This is a genomic window from Myxococcus sp. CA056, from assembly GCF_013336715.1.
Lineage (GTDB): Bacteria > Myxococcota > Myxococcia > Myxococcales > Myxococcaceae > Myxococcus > Myxococcus llanfairpwllgwyngyllgogerychwyrndrobwllllantysiliogogogochensis.
In genome coordinates this window covers 304,878-330,373 of the sequence record NZ_JABUMT010000010.1, presented here as the reverse complement: position 1 = coordinate 330,373, position 25,496 = coordinate 304,878, and the positions used below count along the sequence as shown (strand labels likewise).

The 25,496-nt window shown below is 69.8% G+C and carries 20 protein-coding genes and 1 pseudogene; 7 read left to right on the top strand and 14 right to left on the bottom strand.

The annotated features are described in order from the left end of the window. Positions 1-235: 235 nt before the first annotated feature. Positions 236-2,047 (top strand): annotated as a pseudogene (locus HUA76_RS32255) (SLC13 family permease); the annotation flags it as partial. On the opposite strand, the gene HUA76_RS45740 reads toward HUA76_RS32255, so the two are convergent. From HUA76_RS45740 to HUA76_RS32220, 8 genes are all read right to left on the bottom strand, one after another. Further along, a complete protein-coding gene (locus HUA76_RS45740; protein WP_254614619.1) occupies positions 2,048-2,671 on the bottom strand; it encodes a tRNA-(ms[2]io[6]A)-hydroxylase in 624 nt (207 codons plus the stop codon). It lies immediately after the preceding pseudogene. Positions 2,672-2,713: 42 nt separating this feature from the next. Then, positions 2,714-3,550 carry a GNAT family N-acetyltransferase gene (locus HUA76_RS32250; protein WP_174454700.1) on the bottom strand — a complete coding sequence of 279 codons (837 nt, stop codon included), beginning with the start codon at positions 3,548-3,550 and terminating at the stop codon, positions 2,714-2,716. 42 nt (positions 3,551-3,592) lie between these two features. Further along, positions 3,593-4,219, bottom strand: coding sequence for an AgmX/PglI C-terminal domain-containing protein (locus tag HUA76_RS32245; RefSeq protein ID WP_174454701.1), 627 nt, complete (start codon positions 4,217-4,219; stop codon positions 3,593-3,595). Between the two features lie 63 nt (positions 4,220-4,282). Further along, entirely contained in the window at positions 4,283-6,121 is a 1,839-nt protein-coding gene (locus tag HUA76_RS32240) for a patatin-like phospholipase family protein (protein WP_174462979.1), read from the bottom strand. Between the two features lie 188 nt (positions 6,122-6,309). Further along, positions 6,310-7,254 carry a hypothetical protein gene (locus HUA76_RS32235; protein WP_141649077.1) on the bottom strand — a complete coding sequence of 315 codons (945 nt, stop codon included), beginning with the start codon at positions 7,252-7,254 and terminating at the stop codon, positions 6,310-6,312. A gap of 135 nt (positions 7,255-7,389) precedes the next feature. Beyond that, a complete protein-coding gene (gluQRS, locus tag HUA76_RS32230) occupies positions 7,390-8,337 on the bottom strand; it encodes a tRNA glutamyl-Q(34) synthetase GluQRS (protein ID WP_174462978.1) in 948 nt (315 codons plus the stop codon). Beyond that, entirely contained in the window at positions 8,334-9,545 is a 1,212-nt protein-coding gene (locus HUA76_RS32225; RefSeq protein ID WP_217440467.1) for a PEGA domain-containing protein, read from the bottom strand. The genes gluQRS and HUA76_RS32225 overlap by 4 nt, the downstream gene beginning before the upstream one ends. A gap of 103 nt (positions 9,546-9,648) precedes the next feature. Beyond that, positions 9,649-9,948 carry a DUF378 domain-containing protein gene (locus HUA76_RS32220; protein WP_174454705.1) on the bottom strand — a complete coding sequence of 100 codons (300 nt, stop codon included), beginning with the start codon at positions 9,946-9,948 and terminating at the stop codon, positions 9,649-9,651. 307 nt (positions 9,949-10,255) lie between these two features. On the opposite strand from HUA76_RS32220, the gene HUA76_RS32215 reads away from it, so the two are divergent. Then, positions 10,256-12,265 carry an AsmA family protein gene (locus tag HUA76_RS32215; protein WP_254614618.1) on the top strand — a complete coding sequence of 670 codons (2,010 nt, stop codon included), beginning with the start codon at positions 10,256-10,258 and terminating at the stop codon, positions 12,263-12,265. Positions 12,266-12,273: 8 nt separating this feature from the next. Here the strand turns inward: HUA76_RS32215 and HUA76_RS32210 are convergent, their stop codons facing one another. Both HUA76_RS32210 and HUA76_RS32205 read right to left on the bottom strand, forming a co-directional pair. Continuing rightward, positions 12,274-13,128: a hypothetical protein gene (locus tag HUA76_RS32210; protein ID WP_174462976.1), complete on the bottom strand. Its 855-nt coding sequence runs from the start codon at positions 13,126-13,128 to the stop codon at positions 12,274-12,276. Positions 13,129-13,545: 417 nt separating this feature from the next. Next, positions 13,546-14,613 carry a hypothetical protein gene (locus tag HUA76_RS32205; protein WP_174462975.1) on the bottom strand — a complete coding sequence of 356 codons (1,068 nt, stop codon included), beginning with the start codon at positions 14,611-14,613 and terminating at the stop codon, positions 13,546-13,548. Positions 14,614-14,809: 196 nt separating this feature from the next. Here HUA76_RS32205 and HUA76_RS32200 point away from each other — a divergent pair, with 196 nt between their 5' ends. Both HUA76_RS32200 and HUA76_RS32195 read left to right on the top strand, forming a co-directional pair. Then, positions 14,810-15,664 (top strand): metallophosphoesterase, encoded by an 855-nt coding sequence (locus HUA76_RS32200; protein WP_141641952.1) that lies wholly within the window; start codon positions 14,810-14,812, stop codon positions 15,662-15,664. Between the two features lie 31 nt (positions 15,665-15,695). Next, on the top strand, positions 15,696-17,318 hold the full coding sequence (locus tag HUA76_RS32195; RefSeq protein WP_174462974.1) for an adenylate/guanylate cyclase domain-containing protein: 1,623 nt from the start codon (positions 15,696-15,698) through the stop codon (positions 17,316-17,318). On the opposite strand, the gene HUA76_RS32190 is transcribed toward HUA76_RS32195, so the two are convergent. Further along, positions 17,308-17,691: a hypothetical protein gene (locus tag HUA76_RS32190; protein WP_141641950.1), complete on the bottom strand. Its 384-nt coding sequence runs from the start codon at positions 17,689-17,691 to the stop codon at positions 17,308-17,310. The two genes, HUA76_RS32195 and HUA76_RS32190, sit on opposite strands and share 11 nt — an antisense overlap. A gap of 197 nt (positions 17,692-17,888) precedes the next feature. After that, positions 17,889-18,968 (bottom strand): 23S rRNA (adenine(2503)-C(2))-methyltransferase RlmN, encoded by a 1,080-nt coding sequence (rlmN, locus tag HUA76_RS32185; protein ID WP_174462973.1) that lies wholly within the window; start codon positions 18,966-18,968, stop codon positions 17,889-17,891. Positions 18,969-19,132: 164 nt separating this feature from the next. Between rlmN and HUA76_RS32180 the strand changes: the two genes are divergently transcribed. The 3 genes from HUA76_RS32180 to HUA76_RS32170 all read left to right on the top strand — a co-directional run bounded on the left by HUA76_RS32180 (position 19,133) and on the right by HUA76_RS32170 (position 23,507). Next, entirely contained in the window at positions 19,133-20,623 is a 1,491-nt protein-coding gene (locus HUA76_RS32180; protein WP_174462972.1) for a glutamate--cysteine ligase, read from the top strand. A 495-nt stretch (positions 20,624-21,118) separates the two neighbouring features. Next, positions 21,119-22,546, top strand: coding sequence for a hypothetical protein (locus HUA76_RS32175; protein ID WP_174462971.1), 1,428 nt, complete (start codon positions 21,119-21,121; stop codon positions 22,544-22,546). A gap of 205 nt (positions 22,547-22,751) precedes the next feature. Then, complete coding sequence (locus tag HUA76_RS32170) at positions 22,752-23,507, top strand: hypothetical protein (RefSeq protein WP_254614617.1); 756 nt, start codon at positions 22,752-22,754, stop codon at positions 23,505-23,507. 151 nt (positions 23,508-23,658) lie between these two features. Here the strand turns inward: HUA76_RS32170 and HUA76_RS32165 are convergent, their stop codons facing one another. Both HUA76_RS32165 and HUA76_RS32160 read right to left on the bottom strand, forming a co-directional pair. Then, positions 23,659-24,429, bottom strand: coding sequence for a response regulator (locus HUA76_RS32165; RefSeq protein WP_174454713.1), 771 nt, complete (start codon positions 24,427-24,429; stop codon positions 23,659-23,661). After that, positions 24,426-25,481, bottom strand: a complete 1,056-nt coding sequence (locus HUA76_RS32160; protein ID WP_174462969.1) for a sensor histidine kinase — start codon at positions 25,479-25,481, stop codon at positions 24,426-24,428. Before HUA76_RS32160 ends, HUA76_RS32165 begins: the two co-directional genes overlap by 4 nt. Positions 25,482-25,496: the final 15 nt, after the last annotated feature.

The window sequence follows — 25,496 nt, the reverse complement described above, 5'->3', positions numbered from 1 at the left end:
AGAGGGGCTCCCTATCCTGGTGAAAAAGGGCGAGCACCCTACCAGCGGGAGAAAGGTCAAAACTTCTGGAAGGGGCGCCCAAAAGCAACTGGCGTCCGGCAGTCAACCGCCCCCCCAGGCGGGGCTCTACTAATTCCACTTATCAGCGGCCGGGCATCTAGTAGTTGACGGCGCGGTGCGGCAGGGACTCACCGTCCGCACCCGGAGGGTACAGGTTGGGGCCCCTCCGGGTTTTATGACCATCGCCATCGTCCTGGGCATCGTCGTCGTCGCGCTGGTGCTGTTCTCCATCGACACCATTCCCATCGAGGTCAGCTCGCTGGTGGTGGTGTGCTTGTTGGCGCTGACGGGAGTGCTGACGCCGGCGCAGGCGTTCGAGGGTTTCAGCAACGACACCGTCATCTTCATCTTCACGCTGCTGGCGATGACGCAGGGGCTCGCCTCCACGGGCGTGGTGCAGCTCGTCGGGCAGCGGCTGGCCTTCTTCGCGCGCTTCGGCCACCAGACCTTCGTCATGGCGATGATGACGGTGGTGGCGGTGTTCTCCTCCATCATCTCCAACACGGTGACGACGGCGGCGTTCCTGCCGGTGGCCATTGGCGCGGCGAACCGGGCCAAGGTGCCCAAGAGCAAGGTGCTGCTGCCGCTGGCGTACGCGTCGATGCTGGGCGGCATGGTGTTCCTCTACGGCACGTCCACCAACCTCGTGATGTCGGCGGCGTTGGAGCGCATGGGGATGCGCGGCATCGGCGTGGCGGAGCTGGCGCCGGTGGGCCTGCCGGTGGCCATCATCGGCATCCTCGTCGTGGTGGTGCTGGGGCCCCTGCTGCTGCCCTCGCGCGAGGGCAAGGCTGGCGAGGAGGAATGGGTGCTGCGCGACTACCTCACGGAGGCGGTGTTGCCGGAGGGCTCGCGCTACATCGACAAGCCGCTGGCGGAAATCACCGAGGGCCTGGGGCTGCGCGTCATCGGCATCGTCCGGGACGGGCGCGCGGCGTCGGCCGAGCCCACGCAGTTGTTGCGCGGCGACGAGCGGCTGCTGGTGGAGGGCAGTCGCGAGGACATCCTCCGGGTGAAGGACCTGCGGGGCATCGAAATCCGCCCGGACCTGCGGCTGGCGGATGAGGACCAGCTCGACAAGGACACCGCGCTGGTGGAGGCCACGGTGCCGCCGGGCAGCGCGCTGGTGGGCCGGAGCTTGAGGGAGTCGCTCTTCGTGGAGCGCTACGGGCTGGTGGCGCTGGCGCTGCACCGTCACCCGAGCATCCAGCGCGTCACCAAGCTCCAACTGCTGGGTCGCATCTTCGGCGAGCGGCGCATGTCGCTGCTGCCCCTGGCGGTGGGGGACGTGCTGCTCCTGCGCGGGCCCCGGCAGAAGGTGTCGGAGCTGGCGGAAGGGGGCCAGTTGGTGGTGCTCGGGGGCCATGACTACCAACCGCCGCGCTATGGCAAGGCGCTGCTCGCGGTGGTGCTCTTCCTGAGCGCGCTGGCCGCGGGCTCGCTGGATATCGTCCCGCTGTCGGTGGCGGGGCTCACCGGCATGCTGGCGATGATTGCCACCCGCTGCGTGGACGCGCGCAACGCCTTCCGCGTGGACTGGCGCGTGGTGTTGCTCATCGGGTCGATGATGGCGCTGGGGCTCGCCATGGAGGTGAGCGGCGCGGGGAAGTACCTGGGGCGGCACGTGGCGGAGCTGGGCGACTTCGGCGGGCCCCGCACGGTGCTGGTGGCGCTGATGCTGCTCACCATCCTCCTGTCCGCGCCCATGTCCAACCAGGCCGCGGCGCTGGTGGTGCTGCCAGTGGCCCTCAACGCGGCCACCCAGCTGGGCGTGGACGTGCGCCCCTTCGCCATGGGCGTGACGCTGGCGGCCAGTTGCTCGTTCATCACCCCGCTGGAGCCCAGCTGCGTGCTCGTCTACGGGCCGGGGCACTACCGCTTCACCGACTTCTTCCGGCTGGGCACGCCGCTCACCGCGCTCTTGCTCTGCGTGCTGACGGTGGCGGTGCCGTGGGTGTGGCCGTTCGAGGGGAAGGCCGCGAAGGCGTCAATGGATGGCGACGCGAAGGCCGACCTCGTCCAATACGCGCGCTTCGTGGCCGAGCATCCACTCCAGTCGCTCGCGCACGGCGGCCTCGTTGCCTCCGTTGGCGGTGACCGCCAGACGGAAGAAGAGCGACTGGTGCCCGTCCTCGGACTGGGCCAGCTCCCCGTAGAAGCGGGCGAGCGCCGGGTCCGTGAGTCCTTCGGCGAGCAGTGACAGCCGCTCGCAGGAGCGCGCCTCGATGACGGCGGCGACGAGCAGCCTGTCCAACCTGCGCTCCAGGGCCGGCGTGCGCACCAGCTTCTGGAGGCCCTGGGCGTAGGGGTCTCCCGAGTCCTTGGTGAGCGTCAGCCCCCGTGCTTCCATCAAATCCAGCACGCGGGCCAGGTGCGCGCTCTCCTCCCGCGCCAGCCGAGCCATCTGCGCCGGCAGGCCCGGCAGGTCCGGGTACGCCTGGAGCATGGAGAGGGCGTTGGCCGCGGCCTTCTTCTCGCAGTGGGCGTGGTCCACCAGCACCGCGTCGAAGTGCTCGAGCGCCAGCGGCAGCCAGCGGGGGTCCGTGGCGCGGTGGAGGATGACGGGGCCCTCTCCAGAGAGGGGACGGCGGGAAGGCGTGGGACGGCTCATGGAGGGCGCGGACCGTACCGCATCCGGAGCTGGGGCCGCGAGCTACTCCACCAGCACCAGGCGCCACGTGCGGCCGGCCAGGTAGCCGACCTTGCGGGCGATGCGCGCGGTGCTCTCGTCGCGCTCGTCGATTCGCATCGTCAGCCGGGGCAGCGAGGACAGCAGGTGCCGGGAAATCTGTCCCAGGCACAGCGTCGCGTGGCCCTTCTTTCGCTCGGCGGGCACGGTGTACAGGCCCTCCAGCTCCGCGCCGTACTGGGAGCGGCTGCCGATGTCGACCTTGAGCACCAGCGCGTTGTTCTCCTCCAGCACATACGTGCGGCGCTGGCGCACGCGCTGCTCGACGCGCGCCTCGTAGCCGCTCGGGTCCTCCGACAGCGGGTCTCTCTCCAGCGCCTCGCGCACGTAGCCCTGCGCGAGGGGGAGCAGGCGGGGCAGGTCCTCTTCGCGGGCCAGTCTCAAGAGGGGATTGGTGAAGGGCCCCAGGTCATCCGCGGACACGGAGAACAACCGCTGGGTGCGAGACAGCCTCGGCTTGCCGGGGGACAGGCTGCGCAACAGCGCGTCCACGGCGGACTTGTCGCCCACGGTGGCCCGCAGGCGCAGCGAGGAGGCCAACGCGTCCGCGATGACGCTGGTGGCGCCCGCGTCGCTGGCGCTGGGGACGACGAGGCCCCCTTCACCCCCCACGAAGACCGCGGCGGTGAGCGCCTGGTTGTCGAAGCGGCCGTAGAAGGCGAAGGGGATGCGGCCCCGCGCGGCGATGCCGAACTCCTCCAGCAACCCCAGCAGGTAGAGGTTGTGGACCGGGTCCTTCGAAAGCAGCGCCCGCAGGGCGTCCGCGTCCTGGGGGCCAAGCTGTTCGACGGAGACGGGCATTGAGGGGCGTGAGGGCCTCGGGACCATACGCAAAACCGGGGCTCACGGGCCAGCCTCCATGGGTACGCGGAATTCGAAGGGATACACCACCGTCGCTTTTCCACCCCGGGAAGGGGTGGGGAACCCGATGTCCAGGAGTGAATCCACGACGCACGCCTGCACCATCGGGTCCGGAATGGTGCTCACCAGCAGCTCGCCCCCCCTCATCTCCCCGGTGCCCCCACCCCGGGCCTCCACGATGAAGCGCAGCTTCACGGCCTGTGGGCCCCGGTTCCGCTGTGCGGAATCCTCGAAACATTGCTGCACGAGCGGAGTGACGGCCTTGATGGCGGCCTCGATGTCCTCCGGGCGGAGGTCACCGTCGACGGACTCGATGACGGGCTCGGTGGTGATGACGCGGCGCAGGTCCGGCTGGTCGGGGCCGGGGAGGACGGGCACGGCGGACTGAGGGGAGGGGAAGGCGGGGGGCGGCACCACCGGGGGCGGCCGGCGCGCGGGCGGAGTGGGCTCCGGGCGGACGGGGGCCTCGACGGGCGGGGGGGGCTCGTCCGGAGGCGGTGCGTCACCGGGCTGGGTGAGCCAGAAGGCCACGGCGGCCAGGAGGACGAGGATGCCCAGGCAGACCAGGGGGAGGACGACCCAGCGGGTGGCGGAACGCTGTTGGGACATACACGCTCTTGGGGTGCGGGAAGGGCGGGGGAGGATATGCCGGGGGTCGACGCCCGTGGGCGCTCAGTCGCAGGAGCGCTGGTCGGGCTTGCCGTCCGTGCATTGGCCCACGGGGGCGAAGCGGGACTCGGCCTCCGCGACGACTTCGTCCACGGGCCGGGCGCACTCGGCCTCCGCGAGCGTGCCGCGAATCTCGAACAGGCGCAGCACCTCCGCGCACCGCTGCTGGAAGGTCTTCACCCCGTCCTTGAAGAGCGGACGCATCACCCGCGGCGAGAAGGCATAGCCGCTCGCCGTCGCCAGCGACGACTCCGGACGGAACATCCACGAGGAGCGCCAGCTCGACGCCACCTGCTCGAAGCGCGCCGGCCCCATCCACATGCTCGTGGCGGCCTGGAGCGAGCGCGGCTCCGTTGGCACGAAGCCCGTGCCCGTGCGACGGCAGTAGGTGGGCACCGCGGTGGGGTCCTCCACGTTCGCCAGCCGCAGCGTGCAGACGTTGTACTCCGCGAAGCGCCGGCCCACGGCGGCCAGCTCCGCCTGCTGCACCTCGCCCACGCGCGGCTGCGCGACGAACAGGTCGATGGTCCGCAGCAGCGTGCTCACCGCGTTCTCCGGCGGAGGCTCGGGCGTCGGCTCCAGGCCGCCCGTCGAGACGACGAGCACCCGCTCCGCGCCGCGCTGCACGGCCTGGAGCAGCGGCAGCCCCGAGCGCACTCCGCCGTCCAGGAACGTGCCCTGGTAGCGCCCCGAGCGCGAGGGAATCCACGGCACCGGCTCCGCGAGCACCGGCTCGACGATGGACGCCACCACCGCGTTGATGAGGCCGTCCACGCGCTGCGCGTCCGTCGCCGTCGGCGGGAAGTCCGCCGGGTCCTGGTCGCTGACGCCGAAGACATCCCCGGTGTTGAAGTCCACCGAGACGGCCACCAGCTCCGTGCCGTTGGTGAGCTGCGCGGGGATGACGGCGGCGCGCAGCTTGTCCTGCACCCCGTCGAAGCGGACCAGCCCCTTCAGGTCCGAGGCAATCTTCCAAATCCAGGTCGAGTTGACGCAGTAGAGGTCCGACTCCACCGAGCACGTGTAGTTGCCGAGGAGCATGTCCCGCGCCTTCTGTTCCTGGCCGGGCGTGTGGAACAGGTCCACCATCGTGCTGATGAGCGCGCCGGTGCTGGTGCCCGCCGCCAGGTCGATGCGCGCGTCACCGCACCCCTCGGGCTCGGGCTTGCCCCGGCACTGCTCCATCACCCCGAGCAGCCGCCACATGATGCCGGCGCTGAAGGCCCCATTGGCTCCGCCGCCGCTGAGCACCACCGCGTTGGATGGACGCCCGAGCTTGCGACTCCAGCGGCGGGCGCTCACGTACTGGGCGGCGGACTCGGCGCCTTCACGCAGGCCCTGCTTGAGCAGGAACGGATTCATCGGGTCCTGGAGCGAGTCGCCCAGCGCGGCCAGCGACGCGGCGATGCCCATCGCGTTGCCGATGAAGCGCTGCGCGTCGACCTCGGCGGCCGTGGGACGGGTCGGGTCCACCGTGCCCGGCATCGCCGGCAGGCCCCACACTCCTCCCGCCACCGTCTTCTTCAAGAAGGTGTCGTAACAGGAGGAGTTGCTGCCTCCCGCATTCGCTCGCAGACACTCCACCTGCTCCGCGATGACCTCGGACGCGCCGCCCAGGGCGGACATCCACTTCGCTGCTTCCGCCGGGTCCGCGTAGGCGTCCACCAGGTGCGAGCGCGTCAGGCGCCCCACGCGCTCCCGGAGGGACACGGGCAGCGGCGGAGTCTTGGGCTCCGAGGGCGCGTTGAGCTCATCGAGGATGTAGCCGGTTCGCAGGAAACAGCCGCTCGACAGGGCGGCCATCGCCGCGAGGCACAGCAGGTACGTGCTACTTCGGTTCACGAGGTCCCCCGTCAAGGAGCGCATGGCGGGGGCCCGGGAAGCGGACGGCGGGGCACCCCTTCGTCACATCGCGAAGGGGACGTTAGCGCATGCGGCCCACGCGAGAGGGGCGACAAACGAAAGGCCCACCCCTGGGGAGAGGTGGGCCCGCTGCTCCTGGACTTCATGGCCCGGGAGGGCGAGGGGCCCTACGGGTACACCTCGCGGCGAGTCGTCGTGGTGCGCGGCGTGGGGGAGATGGCCCCTTCCGCGTGGACACGCTGGCGCTTGCTCACCCCCAGCCCCGCGCCGAGCACCGAGGCGACGAGCCCCAGGAGCAGCGCGCCGAAGACGCCCCAGAAGGCGCGCCCCGTCTTGTCGGCGGCCTGGAGCGCGCCCTGCTGCACCTGCTCACCCACCTGCCCCACCTTCGCCTTGGCGCCGTCAATCTGTATCTGGACGCGGTTGGCGACGTCCTCTGAGTCCTGCCGCGACAGCCGCGTGTTCTCCGCGATGGAGGTGACGAGCAGCTCGCGGTCCACGTTCCCCGTGCGCACCGCGGTGGTGACGATGTCCTTGGTGGCCGCCTCGAGCTGATTGGCGGTGATGGTCGGCTTGCCCTCGGCCTTGAGCCGCTCGTTCACCGGACCGAGCGCGTCGTTGGCATCCAGGCCGAACGCCTGGGCCGCGTTCCCACCCTGGGAGGCCGCGCCCGCCACGGCCGCGCCGGTGGCGCCCACGACTCCCGTGGTGGCCTTGAACGCCGTGCCGACGACGGTGGACACGACCATGCCCATGAGGACGACGCCGGCAATCGTCGTCAGGCCCCACATCACCGCGCCGTGCATCGCGCCGCCGGCCTTGTCCACCACGCCCGCGGTCCGCGCGGCCAGGAAGCCGCCGATGAAGAGGGCGATGAGCGGCGCGATGAGGCCCCAGATGCCGGTGCCGATGCCCGCGGAGCGCGCGCTGTCGGGGTTGCTCGGGTCCACGGAGGACAGGCCGAGCGCGAGGCCCAGCGAGTACAAGAGGATGAGCACGCCGAGCGCGACGACGGTGCCGCCGAGAATGGCGCCCCAGCTCAACTTGAAAGGCGTTCCCGCGCTGGCGCCGATGACGCCAGGTTTCTCGTTCTCCACGATGGTGGTTGCCATGGGCCGGGCCTCCTGCCGCGGTGAGCACCCAAGGGACGGGCGTGCTCGGGTCCGCGGCAAACATGGGCATCGTCGGGCAACGGACGATTCCTCACCCCAAGGACGCCCCCTCGGTGGGAGGGGGACGGCGAAGGCTCACCGCAGGCCGAGTGCCTCGATGAGCACCGCCTCTCGCGCCACCACGGGCGAGCGGGGAAGGGCTTCCAGCGAGAAGGCGCGCACCAGCGCGTCGAGTGTCCTGGGACTCCCATCGCCCAGGCCACTCCATGCGGCGAGCAGGCCGAGCACCCGCTCGGGAGCAAGTCCGCGCTCGCGCAGCTCCGCGAGCGCGAAGGCACCCTCGCGCTTGGCGAGGCGCTTGCCATCCTCTCCATTCACGAGCGGGACGTGGAGGAAGTCGGGCGCCTGCTCACCCAGTGCCGTGTAGAGCTGGAGCTGGCGGGGCGTGGACGACAGCAGGTCATCGCCGCGCAGCACGTGGGTGATGTTGGTGGCGGCATCGTCCACGACGACGGCGAGCTGGTAGCTGGCGACCCCGTCATTGCGGCGCACCACGAAGTCGCCCACCACCGCGTCCACGTCCTGCGAGTAGGGCCCCATGAGCGCGTCGACGAAGCGCACCTCTCCAGGCCGCGCGCGGAAGCGCCATGCCGGGGCTCGCGTCTTCGCGCGCTCGGCCCGCTGGTCGGCGGTGAGGTGGGCGCAGGTGCCCGGGTAGCGGGGGCCTTCCTCGGACAGGCCGTGGGGCGCGCTGGCGGCGCGAGCAATCTCGCCCCGGGTGCAGAAGCACGGATAGACGAGGCCCTCGTTCTCCAGCGTGGCGAGCGCATCGCGATAGATGTCATCGCGCTGACTCTGGACCAGGGGTGTCTCGTCCCAGTCGAGGCCGAGCCAGCGCAGGTCCGCCATCAAGTCCTCGACGTACTGGGGCTTGCAGCGCGCGCGGTCCAGGTCCTCGATGCGCAAGAGGAAGCGGCCCCCGGCGGCGCGAGCCTGGAGCCAGCCGAGCAGCGCGCTGCGGATGTTGCCCAGGTGCATGCGCCCGGTGGGGCTGGGGGCGAAGCGCCCGCGAAAGCCGCTCATGGCCGGACCAGCGGTCTGCGGATGGGGTCCACGGGCTTCCGGGTGGGCGCCGTGGGCTTCACCGGGTTCGACAAGGGGACGGCGTACACGCTCTGTGCGGCGCGAGTGACGCGCGAGGCACCCGGCGTGGGCGACAGGGGCGGTGTTTCGGTGAGCCCTGCCTCCACACCTCGCGAGGCCAGCTGGGCCGCGAGCGCGCGCAGGGGCTCACCAGCGTCGAGCAGCTCCAGGTCCATCGCGAGGCGAGGCAGCCTGCGCGGCGCCGCGTCCCCAGGCGCGAACACGAAGGCATCGAGCGCGAGCCCGGTGTCGGAGCGAGACAGGGTGCCGAACACGACGAGGTCCGCGCTCGCCTCGCGTCCCAGCGTCGATGCGGCCTGGAGCGCGGAGGTGTCGAGCCGATTGCCCGAGAGGGCGAGGGCCAGCGCGGCCGTGGCGCCGGTGCCAGTCGGCTGAATCGTGAAGGTGACTTCGCGCTCGGGGAGTGCCTCCACGACGCCGCCCACGGACTCACCGGAGGGAAGGGTGGCGCGCCACAGGTGCGCACCGGGAGGCACCTGCGTGACACGAACAGGCGTGGTGCCCGCGGAGGACCCATCGAGCGTGACTTCGAGGCCCTGTGGAAACGACTCGAAGCGGAGGACGCCGCGAGGCTGGGTGGCATGGGCCGCGCGGACGCGCTCGACGGTGTGGGCGAAGAGGGGCGAGGTGGCGGCGAGGGGCAGCGGACGACCTGGAGCGATTGCCAGCGCGTGGGTGAGGGCGCTCGCGGCTTCGTCATCGCGACCGATGGCGTAGCGCACGGCGGCGCGCAGGGCATACGTGTCCGCGAGCTCGGCGCCGTCCTGGAGGTGGGTGGCATTCGCGGCGTAGGCGTCCAGGGCGCGTCCGAGGGCACTCTCCGCGCGGGTGAAGTCGCGGGCCGCGCGCGCGGTGGTGGCCTCCTGCACGGCGGCCTGGGCGGCGGCGAGTGCGTCCGTCTTCACGTCGGTGGGAGACGGCACGGGAGGCTCCGCGAGGGCGAGCCCCGCCATGCCGTGGATTTCCGAGGCCAGTCGCGCGGCGAGTCGAGGACCTGCGCGCGCGGGCACGTCTCCGGAGACAGCCTGGAAGGGCAACACGGCCACCTTCGTCCGAGGCGCGCGTCGTGGCGCGGCGATGGAAGAGGCACCCAGGAGGAGGCAGAGCAGGAGCGCGAGTCGCGTCATGGTCGGAGCGGGGAGGAACCGACCGAATTCCTAGCACGGAGCCGCGTGCCGCGCTCCGCCCGGCCGATGTTCGGGCCGGGGGCTTCGTCTTGCCGCGATGATGTCAGGTCCTTCCGCTCATGGTCCTCCTGCCTGTCAGCGTGGTCGTCGTGGTGGTCGTGGTCGCCTCCATGCGACGCCATGGGAAGGTGAGCGCGAGCGCAAGGCCCGCCAGCCCCACGATGCAGTAGATGAGGCGCGAGAGGGCGCTCGCCTGCCCCTGCGTGTCGCCACCGAAGATGGCGTTCACGAGGTTCCAGTTGAAGAAGCCAATCAGGCCCCAGTTGATGGCGCCAATGATGGCGAGCACGGCCATCACCTTGGCGAGCACTGACTTCAGTCGGTCTGCTTCCAGTCGTTCCATGGCCTGTCTCCTCGTGTTGTCGAGAGTGTGAGCCGAAGGTGCTCGGTGCCTCTCATCGAGGGCGGGGACCGTCGGTATCCCTCGGTCTTCAATCTATGGAGCACCTGGAGCGCTCGACGCGATGGCCCGGCCGCCCTCGTGGTTCGCGGCGCTGCGGCCGAGGTGTCCCGTCCATGCTCAACGAGGACGGGAGCGTTCCACCGGAGGCACGAGTTCCCGAGGGGCGTCTCGAAGCCAGGGACTGCTCATCGTTGGGGCGATGAAACAGGATGCGAGGAACAGGAAAGACCCCTCCCGGCATCGCGCCTTGAAGGTCGCGCTCGGCGTCGTGGCCATGGCGTTGGTGCTGGTCGTCGGCGTGTTGGCGCTCAACCCTTCCTGGCTCGCGCAGCGTCTGCGCGGACAGGTCGAGACGGCCGCCACCCGGGCCCTTGGCCACAAGGTGACTCTGGAGAAGCTGGATGCGCAGTGGTTCCCGAAGCCTGGCGCCACGATGACGAATTTCCGGGCCGAGGGTGAAGGCGACGAGCCGCCCTTCCTGGAGGCCTCGCGTGCGACGGCCACCGTGCGGTTGTGGCCGTTCATCCGGAGCCTCGGCAAGGACGTGCGCGTGGGGGCGGTGAAGCTGGAGGAGCCTCGGGTGAACCTGGTCCGGCGCGCTGACGGGACGTGGAACTACGAGTCCGTCGGGAGTGCTCCGGGCAGCTCCAGCGGTGAGTCTGGAACAGGGGCCTCCACGGAGGCCTCCATCGAGAGCCTTCGGATTCAGGATGGCGTCGTGCAGGTGACGGACAGGCAGGCGGCAGGGGGCACGGCCGTGGCCGCGCTCCGGGACCTCGATGTGGACTTGAAGCACGTGGGGCCGGGCCTGCCGCTCGAGGGCTCGATGAAAGCGGCGGTCGCGGCCTCGAAGCAGAACGTGGAGGCGGACTTCAAGGTGGACCCACTTCCCACCGGCAAGCCCGCGCCCGGTCAGCCCTGGCCCACGGTGACGATGAAGCTGCGCGGAAGGGATTTCTCCGTGAGCGAGATTCGCGACTTCCTTCCGCCCTCGGCGACCGCCTACTTCACGGGAGGGCTGGTGGATGTCGACGCGGAGGTGAAGACGGACCAGGGACAGTACGTGCTCACGGGCCATGGAGCGGCGAAGGGGCTGAAGCTGAGAGGGGACCCGGCGAGCGGCTCGTTCGACTTCAACTCACGCATCGACCCCGCCAACGCGAAGGCTGCGAAGGTGAACTTCACGCGCCTCGCGCTCGCGGGTCCAGGTGTCGATTTGGGCGGGACGGCTTCGGTGCAGATGGCGCCTCCGCGCGTGCGGTTCGCGTTGGAGGGGAAGGAACTCGATTTGCAGCACCTGTTGGGGGCGCTTCCCAACGAGCCGAAGAAGCAGGAGGCCTCCAGTACGGCCACCGCGCTTCCCGCCACTGTGCGCGCGAGGCTCGGGAAGGTGGAGGTGGATGGGACGCTCAAGCTCGCGAGCCTTCGTCACGGGACGCTGCAGGCGACGAACGTGGACGCGGAGGCGAAGCTGGATGACGGGGTGCTCCTCATCGAGCGAGGAGGGGCGACAGTCTACGGCGGGCGCGCGGACCTCACGGGGACGAAGGTGGACCTCACGAAGTCGCAGCCCGCGTGGACGCTGAAGGCGAACCTGGACGGGATGAACACCGCGCAGGCCTTCCAGGCGCTGTCCGGACAGTCGTCGCTGCAAGGTCTCGCCAGTGGGGAGCTGCAGCTCAACGGAAGTGGCCTGGACTGGACGCAGGTGCGTGACCGCGTCACGGGGGGAGGGAGCGTGCGTCTTCGCGACGGCGCGCTCACGACGGCGGACCTGGGGGGCGCGTTGGCTCCGGCCCTTTCGCAAGGACTCTCGGCGCTGGGGCAGAAGGGGGCGGCGGGGACCGTGGAGAAGGCGGGGAAGGGTACGCAGTTGAAGGACTTGAACGCACGGTTCAGCGTCAGGAACGGCTGGGTTTCTTTCACAAAGCCCATGGCGTTCCAGACCGACCTGGGAAACGGAACGCTGGATGGCAGGGTGGGGTTGGATCAACGGTTGGCGCTCAAGGGCACGATTGAGGCGTCCAAGGATTTTGTCTCGGGACTCACCCGTGGCGCTGTTCCGGTGAAAGAGCCGGTGTCCATTCCGCTCACCATCACCGGAACGTTGAAGTCGCCCAAGGTGAACGCGGGGAGCCCGACGGATATCGCGAAGGGATTGTTGCCGGCGCTGCCCGTGCCCAAGAGCATCCAGGACCCGGTGAACCAGGCACGCAAGAGCCTGGGCGACCTCCTGAAGCGACCCGGCAAGAAGTAGGGGCCGGGTTACTTCGCGGGAGGCTGGATGGGCTGGGGCTTCAGGCCGTGGCGTTGCTTGAAGTCCGGCCACTCGCGCACGAAGTCCTGGGCGTTCCCGGCTTCGATTTCGGAGAAGCTCTTCTCCGACGAGTAGCTCCAACGGGGACGTGGCGAAGGGTGCTCACCCATTCGTTCGCGCAGCAGGTCGAAGGCGAAGATGGCCCAGTGAGGTGGAGGGTTCTCGGTGACGACCGTCTCGAGGACATTCGCCACCGTCCGGTCGACGTCCTTGCTGGGAAAGCCGCGAAGGAGCTTGAGCAACAGCGCGAAGGTGTTGTCGAAGGAGGGATAGGCGACGACGTCGCGAGCCAGTTCCTCGCGATAGCCTTGGACCCGCGACCTGTCCGGAGGCGCTCGTGGGTCGTAGAATGAATGGACCGCATCGAACTCTTCGGACCCCAGGTCGGACACGCCATCCCAGCGTGTCACGGGATGGATGGCGGCGAGCACCCTCCAGTCCGAGTGCGCCTCCTCGAAGTCGGGTGTCTCCCCAGCGAGTCGTGCCTGAATCCATCGGTCCAGTGCCTGCCGGGCCGCTGTGATCACCCGTCGGTAGGCTGCCACATCCGAGTCGCTGGCTGCGAAGCGCGTCCCACAGAACGGCCACACGGGCACCCATTGGCCATCCTCCTTGTTGAGGAACGCGACGACCGTAAGCCCTACCTGGACATTCGTGTCGCATGGGCTCGCGGACAGGATGAATGTCTCGACGCGCTCTCCGGTGCGTACCGAGCCTTTCCAGGTCTCACGAACCTCCAGGGTCACGCTGGTGACGTATCCCAACCCCACGTAGTCCTCCGGATCATTTGGCCGCTCGCGCACGCTCTCGACTTCTGCCCAGACGATGAGCTGGGCCTCGTGCGCCTGCTCCCAAAGCGTATGCGGCGGAGCGGGGAATGAGGCCCTGGCTTGGGGTGCATGGCTGAGCACCGTGACGAGTGTCAGGGCGAGAAGTTGATGTGTCGCTCTGGCGGCTGTCCACCGAGAAGCAGCGAGTGTGGATGGCGCGGTTCGAAGTGAGAGGGGCGATTGTTCACGCATGAGGGCAGCTCCTGTGGAGCAGGAGCATCCCGTTCCATGCATGGAGGTCGCTCACGCGGACTCCATCGCTGCATCATGCTTTCATCACGAGGCCGCCCTGGTTGCAGCCTCCGCGCACGCGCGACGGCCTCCACCAACGCGGCAAGAATGAGGGTCGGGGCATGCGCGCGCGTCGCGCACGGAGGGTACCGTCCGCCACTAGAAGGGGATGGTCCCCCCTGTTTCGTCGACGAGGGGCGCGGCGAGAAACACGAGCCGTCGGGGCTTCAGTCCATGACGCTTCTTGAAGCTCAGCCAGTCCCGAGCGAGAGCCCTGGCTTGTTCCGCCTTGGCTTCAATGGGGCTTTTCGAAGGCACCCTCTTGTACCAAGGGGTCCGTGGTTCGGGCTTCTCGCCGTGACGCTCGCGCAGCAGGTCGAAGGCCTTGGATATCCAGGGGGGCGCCCCCTGCTCCACGAAGACTGTCTCGAGGACATTCGCGGTGGCCCGGTCGAAATCCTTGTGGGGGAAGCCACGCAGGGTGGTGAGCATCTGCGCCACCGTATGGTCAAACGACGGCTGTGTCGTGAAGCCGTGCGCCAGTTGCTGCCGCTGGGCTCGCGTCAGCGCGGCGGCTCCCTGTGACAGTTCGTAGAGTCCATCCCAGCGCGTCGCCGGATGAAGCGCGGCGCGTACCTGCCAGTCCAGGTGTTCCTGCTCGCTGTTGGCAGTCTCCTTGCGCTGGGGCGGTGCCGAGCGGGCCTGCGCACCCCGGGCGGCCGTCACCCCCCGCCGATACGCATCGACATCGGCGGGGTTCGTCGGATGGCGCGTTCCGTAGGACATGCCCACGGTCCACCATCGACCGTTCCCGTTGGACAGGAACGCGATGACCGAGCGCCCGGGTTCGTAGCGAGGTGGCGCCGGGCACATGATGTCCGATGAGAACAGCACCTCGACGCGCTCCCCGGGACGCACCGAACCCTTCCACGTCTCCCGGATCTTCAGCGTCGCGATTTCGTCGTCGTCCCATGGCATCCCTTGTTCATCGCGTTCTCTTGGTGCGATGCGCACTCGCTCGACGTCCGCCCAGACGATGAGCTCCGCCTCTTGCGTCAAAGGCCACAGCGTCACGGGTGGGATGGGATAGGCCTCGGCGCGCGGGACGTGGATGAGCAGTCCGACCAGGGTCAGTGCCAGCAGTCCGCGTGTTGCCTCGGAGCCGGGCCACCAGACGCCGCGCGTGGGAGTGCCATCGAGAACCGGGGAGGGGGACTGCTCACGCATGGACGCTCCTCCTGAGGAGGAGAAGCATCCCAACCCGCATCGACCCGGAGGCCGACTGGGGTCCATGTCTCCATCATGGTTCCGTCACAAGCCCGCCCCCGGGGCCGCCTGCTCGCACAGAGATGTCGCTTCCCCTCCATCCGCATCCAGGGAGAATGCCGGCACCCGGCCGGCCGTTGCCCGGGCGGGAGATTCGATGCGCTTCATCCACTGCTCCGACGTCCACATCACCGACGACTACTTCGCGCTGCCCCTGCGCCGGCTCGGCTGGCGTCGCTGGGTCGCCCTGGCCGAGCTCACCGTGGGTGGCCGCGCGAAGCGCTACGCCCGCGCCCCCCACGCCCTCTCCGCCATCGCCCGCGAGGTGCAACGCCACACGGCCGACCACTTCATCCTCTCCGGTGACCTCACCGCCTACGCGCTCGACAGCGAGTTCCGAGGCGCGCGCGAAGCGCTGGGCTCCCTGGCGGACGACCCGCGCCGCTGCACCATCATCCCCGGCAACCACGACGTCTACACGCCGGGCAGTCACCAGAAGGGTCGCTTCGCGAGCCACTTCGGTCACCTGCTGGAGAGCGACCTTCCAGAGTATCGCCGCGAAGGTGCCTTCCCCTTCGTGCGCCTCGTGGGCACCGAGGCCGCCGTGGTGGGCCTGCTGTCCGCTCGCGTCCCGCTGACCCCGGGCCTGTCCTACGGCGTCATCGGCGACGCTCAGCTCGAGGGGCTGGCGGCCCTGCTGAAGGACCCTCGGCTGGACGGGCGCGCCGTGTTCGTCGTCGTCCACCACGCGCCCCTCACGCGCAAGGGACAGGCGGACCACTGGCACCACGGCCTGCGAGACGCCCAGGCCCTGCTGCGCCTGCTCCCCGGCCCGCGTTACGCGGTGCTCCACGGCCACATCCACCAGCGCTACCACCACCCCGCCACCGCCGAGCGCCCCCACATCTTCGGCGCGGGCTCCTCCACCGAGGCCGGCCACGAGGGCTACTGGCTCATCGAGGTGGCTGGGGGACAGGTGCTGGGCGGGCAGCCCCAGACGCCGGCCCTGTGACAGCCAGCGTCCATGGCGGTAGAACGCGCTCATGACGCATCCGCCGCACGCACCGCCGTCCACGGATTTGAGTCTGGAAGAGTACAAGGCGCTGCGCGCCCTTCAGCGCGCCGTGGATGACCTGCTGGAAGAGAGCCTCCGGGAACGAGAGAACCTCACCCAGTCCTTCCGCCGCTGCTTCCCGCCCATCCTCGCCCTGACCGGCGCCCGCGCCGTGGCGCTGACGACGCGTGACGAGGACCTGCGAGTGCAGACCTGGTGCGAGGGAGACTGGGGCGAGGACTTCCCCGGGCCCCTGCTGGAAGGCCCCTCCGGCGTCCGACGCCTGGGGGAGGCGACGCTCGTCACCCAGCCGCTCGACGTCGCTGGAGACCGCGTGGGTTCCTTCGGCCTGCTCTTCACCGGGGACCACGCGTCACCGGAGGCCTCGGCGCGAGTCCTCCGCGTGCTGGACACCATCGCCGAGCAGCTCGACACGGTGCTGTGCATGGTCCACACCGCGTCGGAGAAGCACCAGCTCATCATCCAGTGCAACGCGCACCTGGCCAACCCCGTGTTCGAGGTGGGCATGGACCAGGCGGTGCTGACGCTGGCCCAGCGCGTGCGCCTGCCGACCTTCCTGTTGCTCTATCGCGACGCGGTGCGGGCGCAGGTGCTGCACTACCGCATGTACCGCCACGGCCACCTGGAGTTCGAAAGCGGCGAGCAGCCCAGTCCGGACCTGGAGAAGGCCCTGCGTCAGCACGGCCACCGGCTCCTGGCCGCCGAGGTCTCCGCGCTGCGCCAGCTGCTCCCCGGCCGCACCACCGAGGCGGTGCTCATCTCCGGCGCCGCCACCAGCGAGCCATTGGGGAAGATCGCGGTCTCCTGCGACGAGGGCTTCTCCGCCTACGCCATGGACCTCATCCGCGTCCTGGCCTCCACGCTCAGCCAGCGCCTGCTCGACTACAACCGCGAGCGCATCCACCTGTCGCAGTTCTTCCCCAACGCCATCATCGACGCGCTGTTGCAGGACCCCAACTACGCCCAGCACCTGCGCGCGCAGGACCAGGAAGTGGGCATCCTCTTCGCGGACATCAACGGCTTCACCCGCATCTGCGAGCACGGCTTCGACAGTCCGCGCAGCATCGCCCGCTTCGTGGACGAGTGGAGCGCGCGCGCCGTGGACTGCATCTGGGAGCACGGCGGCGTGTTCGACAAGATGGTGGGCGACTGCGTCATCGGCCTCTTCGGCCCGCCCTTCTTCAAGTCCAGCCGCGTGGAGCGCTCGCAGGCCGCGGTGCGCGCAGCGTGTGACATCCAGGCGCTCACCGCCGCGCTGGGCGCTCGCGAGGAAGTGATGGCGCTGTGCGAACGCGTGAAGCTGCCGGGCCTGGGCGTCGCCGTGGGCGTCAACCTGGCGAACGCCAACTGCGGCCTCTTCGGCCCCAACCGGCAGTACACGGCGTTCTCCAGTGGGATGAACCAGGCGGCGCGACTCCAGTCGCTCGCGGGCTTCCGGGAGACGCTGGTGATGGCGAGCGCGCGGGAGGCACTGGTGGGCTCGCGGGAGCCGTTCGTCCAGCGACTGCGGTTCGGCGCGCTCGCGGAGACACCGGTGAAGAACGTGGCGCAGCCCCTGCGCCACTACCGCCTGGAGCCGCTCACGCCGTGAGGTGCGAGGCCGCGTAGCGCCGGGAGAAGTGAATCCACCGGCGCTCGTCCACTTCCACCTGCCACTCGGAGTTGGGTGTCAGCGGCAGCCGCTGCTTGAGGAAGCTCTCCAGATGGTCCGCGGCCTTCACCGGCGTGAGGCCCGGCGCGCGGAACGCGATGTGGAGCGAGACTTCGAGTCCGTCGGAGACGTCGACGGAAGCGCAGATGCGCAGCGCACCCACGCGTCGTTGATAGAGCGTGTTCTGCCCGGGCCACGCGGCGGGGTCTGTCTCCCGACGAATGACCGCGAGCCAGTTGGACGGCTGGAGGATGAAGTCGAGCAGGTCGCTGCTCGCTTCTTCCGTCGTTGCGTGCTCCTGGATGGAAAGCATCGCCCACCTCCCCTGGGAAGCCGATGGAAAGAATGTGCCCACGGCCATGGAGCGTGCAAGAGGCCCCCCGCGGAAACCTCGCGGGTGTCCGCCAACGACACAAGCTTGCGAAATCTGGTGTGGGACCGGGACCGCATTCGCCGGCGGCGCACGTTAACGGGGGCGCCTGACATGCGCGCGCCCAACCCGCCACCTGCTCACGGGCTGGTGGGAAGTGAACGGCGGGAGCGTCGCTCCACGGCGGACTTGAGCTGACCACAACCCGCGTCGATGTCGATGCCCCGGCGTTGACGCACGGTGCTGGGGACACCGTGCGACATCAGCACGTCCTGGAAGGCGCGCACCGATGCGGGCTGACTCGGGTCACCGTCGTAGCCCACCGTGGGGTTGAGGGGGATGACGTTGACGTGCGCGTCCATGCCGCCCAGCAGCGCGCCCAGCGTGTGCGCGTGCTCCGACGTGTCGTTGCGGCCCGCGATGAGCGTCCACTCGAAGAAGATGCGGCGCTTGCGTCGGGCGATGTAGTAGCGGCACGCGTCCATCAGCTCGGCCAGCGGCCAGCGACGTCCCGCGGGCACCAGTGCGGCGCGCTCCGCGTCGGTGGCGCCGTGGAGGCTGACGGCGAGCTGCACCGGACGGTCCTCGTCCGCGAGCCGGCGGATGCCGGGCACCACGCCCACGGTGCTCAGCGTGATGAAGCGCGGCGCCAGCGCCAGGCCCAACGGGTCCACCAGGACATCCACCGCGGCCAGGGTGTTGTCGTAGTTGTGCAGCGGCTCGCCCATGCCCATGAGGACGACGTTGCGCAGCGACTCGCCGGACGCGCGGAGGATGCGCTGCACGTGGAGGATCTGCCCCACGATTTCGCCGGGGGTGAGGTGGCGCGAAAGACCCATCTGTCCCGTGGCACAGAAGACACAGCCCATGGCGCACCCGGCCTGGGTGCTGATGCACACCGTCGCACGTCCCTTGAAACGCATGAGGACGGTTTCAATCGTCTGGCCGTCTTCCAGGCGCAGCAGGAGCTTGTGGGTGAAGCCGTCGGAGCTGAAGGCCTCGTGGTGCGTGGCCAGGTGGCTCAAGCGGGTGCGCTCACGCAGTGTGTCGCGCAAGTCGGAGCGCAGGCCCTCCACTTCGTCGAGCGCTTGCGCCTGCTGACGGTACAGCCCGGACCACAGCACGTCGCGGTGGTGGGGTCGGAAGCCCCAGTCGGACAGCAGCGCGCCCAGCGCGGGCCGCGTCAAATCGTAGAGGTTGGTGGGCGTGTCGGACGGCATGGCCAGGGCCCCAGATAACACACCCGGGCCGGCGTCACCCGGGGCCGCGCGGGCCGCTGGGCACGGGACGCGTGAAGACTCCCACCCGGCACGCCCGGCGGGCGACCCGGCGAGCCCCCGGAGCGTGCTGCCGGTGCGGGCGACCGTGCACATCCTGTCCGGCCATGGGGCTCGCGATTGAGCAGGAGGAATTTCTTCCGGGAGACTACGCGCGGTTCTCGCGGCGGCTCGACGAGAACCTGGAGGCGCTGCGTGTGCTCCTGGCGCGGCCGGGTTTCGGTGAGGGGCCGACGACGATTGGCGCGGAGCTGGAGCTGTTCCTCGTGGACGCCCGGGGCTTTCCGTTGCCGGTGAACCGGCAGGTGCTCGCGCAGACGGTGGACCCGCGCGTGACGCTGGAGATGGACCGCTTCAACCTGGAGGTGAACCTGCGCCCCGGTCCGCTGGCGGGCAGGCCCTTCACCGCGCTGGAGGCGGAGTTCGAGGACTCGCTCGCCGAGGTGCGACGCGCGGCGGCGACGCAGGGGGCGCGGGTGGCGGCCATTGGCATCCTCCCCACGCTGCGCGAGGCGGACCTGGGCCCCAACGCGTTGACCGCCCAGCCGCGCTACCACGCGCTCAACGCGGCCATCCGCCAGCGGCGCGCGGCGCCCTTCCAGGTGGCCATCACCGGTGAAGAGGAGGCGCTGAAGCTCGCGTGGGACGACGTGACGCTGGAGGGAGCGAATACGTCGCTCCAGTTCCACCTGCGCGTGGCGCCGAAGGACTTCGCGCGCCTGTACAACGCCGCGCAGCTGGCCACCGCGCCGGCGCTGGCCGTCTCCGGAAATTCGCCGCTGTTCCTGGGCCGCAAGCTCTGGGACGAGACGCGGGTGGCGCTGTTCCGTCAGTCGGTGGATGACCGGGGCGAGCCGGGAGAGGGCGGGTTCCAACCCCACGCGCGGGTGACATTCGGACACGGGTGGGCTCGCGAGGGCGCGTACGAGCTGTTCGCGGAGGCCGTGGCGTTGCACGCGCCGCTGTTGCCCGTCGTGGGGCACGAGTCTCCGCTGGAGCGCGTGGCGGCGGGGGGCGTGCCCGGCCTGGAGGAGCTGCGGCTGCACCAGGGCACCGTGTGGACCTGGAATCGCGCGGTCTATGACCCGAAGGACGAGGGCCACCTGCGCATCGAGCTGCGCGCGCTGCCCGCGGGCCCGACGGTCGTGGACATGGTGGCGAATGGTGCCTTCCTGCTGGGGCTGACGCTCGGGTTGGCCGAGCGAATGGATGCGCTCCTGCCGGCGCTGCCCTTCGCGCATGCCGCGGGGAACTTCATGCGTGCGTCGCGGCGGGGGCTGGACGCGGAGCTGCTGTGGCCGGGCGAGTCCGCGCCGAGCCCCCGCGTCGTGCTCGTGGTGGACTTGCTGCGCCAGCTCATCCCGGTGGCCCGACGGGGGCTCTTGTCGGCGGGCGTGGAGGTCGACGAGGCGAACCGGATGCTCGACATCATCTCCCAGCGCGTGGACCTGCGGCGCACGGGCGCGCGCTGGCAGCGACAGATGCTGACCCACCTGGAGGCGCAGATGCCACGACAGGATGCGCTGGCCGCGATGCTGGAGCGCTACCTGGAGCACGCCGCCTCGGGGCGCCCCGTGCACGAATGGCCCGTGGGGTGAGCGCGCTCGAAAGGAGCTTCCGCCTGCCTGGCGTCCCGCGTGGCGGCGCGCGTGAGGCTCGAAGCGGCTGACGCCCTTCGGTGCCACACCCCTCGTGTCCTCGCCTCCAGCGCCCGGCGCGTGAGGCCCGAAGCGGCTGACGCCTCGCGGAAGCTCCACTCACCTTGTCTCCAGCGCATAGGGCGGGAGAGCCGAAGCGGCTGACGCCCGGCGGCGCTCCACTCCCCTCGTCTCCAGTGCATGGGGTGCGAGGCCTGAAGCGGCTAACGCCTCGCGAGAGTTCCACACCCTCATGTCCTCGTCTCCAGCGCCCGGCGCGTGAGGCCCGAAGCGACTGACGCCCGGCGGCGCTCCACTCACCTCGTCTCCAGCGCACGGGGCGTGAGACCCGCCGGGCCGTCGTTCGGCGGGTTGTTCATTGCGAGCAGGCCCGGCTCGGGTTGAATATCCGGCTGCCCGCCGCGTCAGCGGCCGAGCACCCCTGCCTCCGCGCTCATGTTCAGACTCCTTCCGCCGCTGTTGCTGCTCGTCGTCCTCGGTAGTGCCTGTGCCACCCTGCGCGGTCGTGCCGATGAGCTGGCGCGCAACGGCCAGTTCGTGGAGGCCGCCGCCATCTACGACGAGCTCGTCACCAAGAACCCCTTCGAGAAGGAACTCGTCTCCGAGCGCGACGGCCTGCGCGGCAAGGCACTGGGACAGCTGCTGGGCAACGCCCGGCGCTATCGCCTGGAGGGCATCGACGAGAAGGCGGAGGACGACCTCCTGCGCTTCCTCGACCGCCGCGCGCAGTGGAACTCCAAGCTCAACGGTGGCCTGGAGAGCTCTCTGCTGGAGGAGATGGAGGGCACGCACAAACACCTGCGGCTCACCATCAGCAGTCCCGCGAAGCTGGGGCTCGCGCTGACGGCGGAGGAGACGCTCGTGCGCAAGCGGCCGTTGCTCTCACACAAGGAGATGGTCGTCATCCAGCGGGAGATGGAGTCCGCCGTGCTCCAGAGTGGCAAGGAGGTGTGCCAGCGGCTGCGCGACGTGTCCTCGGACGACGCGCCCCACTGGCGGGAACTCGTGTCGCGCTACTGCCGTCACTGGCGCGAGTTCGCTCCCGAGCCGCCGCCAGCGCCCGAACTCACCGCGGCGCCGTCATGGACGGGCCAGGTGGGCGGCCTGGACTCCGCGCGCATGGAGCTTTTACGCACCCGCCTCACGCGCGCCTTCGAGTCCTCGCCCTGGTTCTCTCCCGCCGCGAGCCACCATCCCGAGCTGTCGCTGGCCGGCCGCTTCACCACGCTCCGAGACAGCCGCTCCGTCGAGCTGACCGCCCCCTATACCGAGAAGGTCCCCTACACCGACCACGAGGAGCGCACGGAGACGGTGGAGGTGCCCTATGACGTGGAAGAGGAGTACACGGACAAGAACGGCGAGAAGAAGACGCGCAAGGTGACCAAGGTGCACACGTACACCCGCAGCTTCACCGTCGCCGTGACGCGCTACAGAGATGTAGCTCGCACCTTCGAGTTCCACGCACTGCGTCTGTCGGTGGAACACGAGCTCACCTTGTCGTCTTCAGGCGTACTGGATGCCCGGCGTGGGCCCATGTCGGCGGTGCTCCAGGACCACCTGTCCGAGTCCGCGTACGAGCACGACGTCACCTTCGGCCCCGGCGACGTGTCCCCTCGCCGCGCGAACTTCACGCCGCCGGAGTCCTGGCTCGAGGCGCGCGTGGAACAGATGAGCGCGCGCTTCGCCCAGACGCTCCAGGAACACTGGCGCGAGTCCTACTGCACCACGCCCGCACGCACATTGGACGAGGCTGCCCGCTGTGCACGCGCCGGTGCCACGCTTCCTACTCCTGCATACCAGGTTCTCTCTGAGGTCCTCGGTGACGACGCAGCGCGTGTGCCGTCGCTGTTCGTGACGCGGTGACGCGGTGCGAGAGGCGGCGTCAGCTACTCAGCGGGTCAATTGAGACTGGGTGGATTGTTCACGCCTATTGACGTGAAATACCTGTGAGTGCGGGTCAGACTGGTTTGTCACTATTCGTACTCAGCAGCGGAAATTTCACTCAGAGGACCGTATGCATCCGAATGAAGTCCGAAGCCTCGCCCGTCGTGGGACCCTCGTGATGTGGATGGCTTCTTCCCTGGCGCTGACCGCGTGCGGAGACGCGGACCTGGAAGCCGCTTCCACGCAGGACGTTGTCGTGGTGGAGCAGTCCGGCGCCCTGGAAGTGGAAGGACTCGTCGCCGACCGCCGCATCATCGTCTACCTGACCGGCAGCCAGTCGCTGTACGCGGTGCAGGATGGCAAGCCGACGATGATCGCCCAGCGCAGCGGCGCGCCGTCGGTGTCTCCGGATGGCCGTGAAGTGGTCTACGCGAAGCTGCCCGACTCGTGGAAGGCGGGCGATGCGGTGACGCGCACGGAGCTGCACGTCTACAACGTGAAGAACGGCAAGGACGACAAGCTGACGTCGGGCCATGACGACCAGGACCCGTCGTGGACGCCGGACGGCAAGCGCATCCTGTTCCAGTCGAAGAAGCGCTCGGGGCTCTCCTCGTTCTGGAGCGTGAAGGCCAATGGGAAGGACCTGGATCAGCTGACGAACGCGGGCTGCACCCAGACCAATGACCCGGCCTTCGTCCCCACGCCCGCGAGCAGCACCGGCGTGCAGTGGGCGCCGAATGATCGCCGCATCATCGTCTACTTCACGTCGCAGACGAGCGACAGCGAGGTTCGCGTCATGAGCTTCAACCAGAGCCTCGGCGTCGCCTCCGCGTACAGCCTGGGCAAGGGCACTTCTCCGAAGTGGACCGAGCGCGGCACCGTCACCTTCCTGCGCACGGTGAACGGCGGCAGCGTCGAAGTCGAAGTGAGCGTTCAGTAGTCCGGAACGCGGCGTGAGCTGGGCGCGCCGCGAGCAGGGATGACTCCGAAGTGGGAGTCATGCAGTGAGCTTCGACGAGGTTGAATGGCCGCGCGCGGAGACGAGGGGCTACGGAGGCCCTCTCTCGCCGCGGCAAACCTCGCGAAGGACTTCAGCCTTCGTCCTCGGCGCCTCGGCGCAATCCCAGCATCCGCCGCAGCTCCCGCGCGGATTGACGGCTGATCTCCACCGCGTGTCCCCGTGCCGTTCGTGCCAGGTAGCCTCCCGTCTCCAGGGGCTCCAGTCGCGCGACGTGACGCAGGTTGAGCAGCGCCCTGCGGTGGACGCGGTGGAAGAGCTCCTCCGGCAGCTTCTCCGCCAGCTCGTTGAGGGTGAAGTCGGTGAGGAACTCGCCCTGCGTGGTGAACACCGTCACCAGCTCGTCATCGAGCGACGCGTGGGAAATCGTCTCCGGGTCCACCAGGACGATGCCCTGGCGCGTGGGGATGGGCAGCCGCGCCAGCGCTCGGGGCGCGGACTTCTCCGGAGCCGGGGTGTCACGCGGGCGGGCGTCGGCCTCGATTCGCGCCCGCGTGCGCTCCAGCGCCTTCTGCAGTCGCGCGGGCTCCACGGGCTTGAGCACGTAGTCCGCGGCGCCGTGCTCGAAGGCCTCCACGGCGTGCTCGGCGTGCGCGGTGCAGAGGATGACGCGCGGGCGTCCCTCGGGGAGCAGGGCCAGCGCGTCCAGGCCACTGAGGCCGGGCATGTGGATGTCCAGCAGCACCACGTCCACGCCGCCCGCGCGCACCGCGGCGAGCACGGCCTCCCCATCCGCGGCCTCGCCGCACACCTCCACGTCGGGCAGGGCGCCCAGCAGGCGCGACAGCCGCTTGCGGGCGAGCAGCTCGTCATCGGCGATGAGGACTCGCAGCGGTCGGCTCACGTGACGACTCCATGCAAGGGGCCCGAGCGGGGCAGGGTGACGGTGACGCGGGTGCGGCCCGCTTCGCTACTCAGGGCCAGGTGCGCCCGGTCGCCATAGGCCAGCGCGAGGCGCCGCTCCACGGTGGGCAATCCCGCGCTGCCTTCTCGCGGGCCCTTGGACGCTCCGGGGTTCTCTATCGCGACCTCGACTTCACGCTCGCGCACGCGCACGCCCAGCGACAGGCGCCCCCGGTGTCCAGCGGCCGGGCCGTGTTTCACCGCGTTCTCCGCCAGGGGCAGCAGCACGAGCGGTGGCACGGGCACGTCCTCCGCGCCCGGCGCGACGTCCAACGCGAGCTGGAACAGCTCCGGGTCTCTCAACAGGTGCAGGTCGAAGAGGGTGCGCATCAGCGCCAGCTCCTCCGACAGCGGCCAGGTGGCCTTGCGCACGCCGGCGAGCACCGAGCGCAGCATGGTGGACAGCCGCAGCACGGCGGCCTCCGCCACGGCGCCGTCCTCGCGGCACCACTCCGCGATGGCGTTGAGCGTGTTGAAGAGGAAGTGCGGGTCCAGGTGGCTGCGCAGCGCGAGCAGTTGCGCCTGCTCCGCTTCCAGCGCGAAGCGGGCCGCGCGGGCGCGCTCCTTCGCCAGCGTCTCCTCGAAGCCGATGTCCCGCCCCAGGCCCCAGCCGCCCACGAGGAACAGCGCGTTGCACACGATGAGGTTGGTGGGCTGCGTCAGGAACGTGGGCCCCATGCCCAGCAGCTTCGGCAACACGAAGCCGGAGGTGAGCACCACGCCACTTCCCACCGTGCCGTACATCAACACGCGCACGCCGCCGTGGCTCAAGTCGAGCCCTCCGGGAAAGAGGACGCGGTAGGAGACGGGGGCCACGGCCACGAAGAGCAGGCACATCAGCACGCCCAGGTGGGGCGCGAGCGCTTCGTGGCTGAAGCGCGTCTGCGCGGCGACCAGGGGCGCGGACACCAGGAGGATGGGCACGAGCCTGCGGGGCTCCGCGAGGGCCCGCAGCGTGGCGCGGACGATGGACCCTTCTGGCTTCTCCGACATGCTCCGGCGGGAGCC

Excerpts from the sequence above, each read along its gene's own strand:
- HUA76_RS32245 (WP_174454701.1), bottom strand. The coding sequence starts at position 4,219 with ATGTCCCAACAGCGTTCCGCCACCCGCTGGGTCGTCCTCCCCCTGGTC.
- HUA76_RS32250 (WP_174454700.1), bottom strand. The coding sequence starts at position 3,550 with ATGCCCGTCTCCGTCGAACAGCTTGGCCCCCAGGACGCGGACGCCCTG.
- HUA76_RS32220 (WP_174454705.1), bottom strand. The coding sequence starts at position 9,948 with ATGGAACGACTGGAAGCAGACCGACTGAAGTCAGTGCTCGCCAAGGTG.
- HUA76_RS32195 (WP_174462974.1), top strand. The coding sequence starts at position 15,696 with ATGACGCATCCGCCGCACGCACCGCCGTCCACGGATTTGAGTCTGGAA.
- rlmN (WP_174462973.1), bottom strand. The coding sequence starts at position 18,968 with ATGCCGTCCGACACGCCCACCAACCTCTACGATTTGACGCGGCCCGCG.
- HUA76_RS32180 (WP_174462972.1), top strand. The coding sequence starts at position 19,133 with ATGGGGCTCGCGATTGAGCAGGAGGAATTTCTTCCGGGAGACTACGCG.
- HUA76_RS45740 (WP_254614619.1), bottom strand. The coding sequence starts at position 2,671 with ATGAGCCGTCCCACGCCTTCCCGCCGTCCCCTCTCTGGAGAGGGCCCC.
- HUA76_RS32175 (WP_174462971.1), top strand. The coding sequence starts at position 21,119 with ATGTTCAGACTCCTTCCGCCGCTGTTGCTGCTCGTCGTCCTCGGTAGT.
- HUA76_RS32160 (WP_174462969.1), bottom strand. The coding sequence starts at position 25,481 with ATGTCGGAGAAGCCAGAAGGGTCCATCGTCCGCGCCACGCTGCGGGCC.
- HUA76_RS32200 (WP_141641952.1), top strand. The coding sequence starts at position 14,810 with ATGCGCTTCATCCACTGCTCCGACGTCCACATCACCGACGACTACTTC.
- HUA76_RS32190 (WP_141641950.1), bottom strand. The coding sequence starts at position 17,691 with ATGCTTTCCATCCAGGAGCACGCAACGACGGAAGAAGCGAGCAGCGAC.
- HUA76_RS32170 (WP_254614617.1), top strand. The coding sequence starts at position 22,752 with ATGGCTTCTTCCCTGGCGCTGACCGCGTGCGGAGACGCGGACCTGGAA.
- HUA76_RS32235 (WP_141649077.1), bottom strand. The coding sequence starts at position 7,254 with ATGGCAACCACCATCGTGGAGAACGAGAAACCTGGCGTCATCGGCGCC.
- gluQRS (WP_174462978.1), bottom strand. The coding sequence starts at position 8,337 with ATGAGCGGCTTTCGCGGGCGCTTCGCCCCCAGCCCCACCGGGCGCATG.
- HUA76_RS32205 (WP_174462975.1), bottom strand. The coding sequence starts at position 14,613 with ATGCGTGAGCAGTCCCCCTCCCCGGTTCTCGATGGCACTCCCACGCGC.
- HUA76_RS32225 (WP_217440467.1), bottom strand. The coding sequence starts at position 9,545 with ATGACGCGACTCGCGCTCCTGCTCTGCCTCCTCCTGGGTGCCTCTTCC.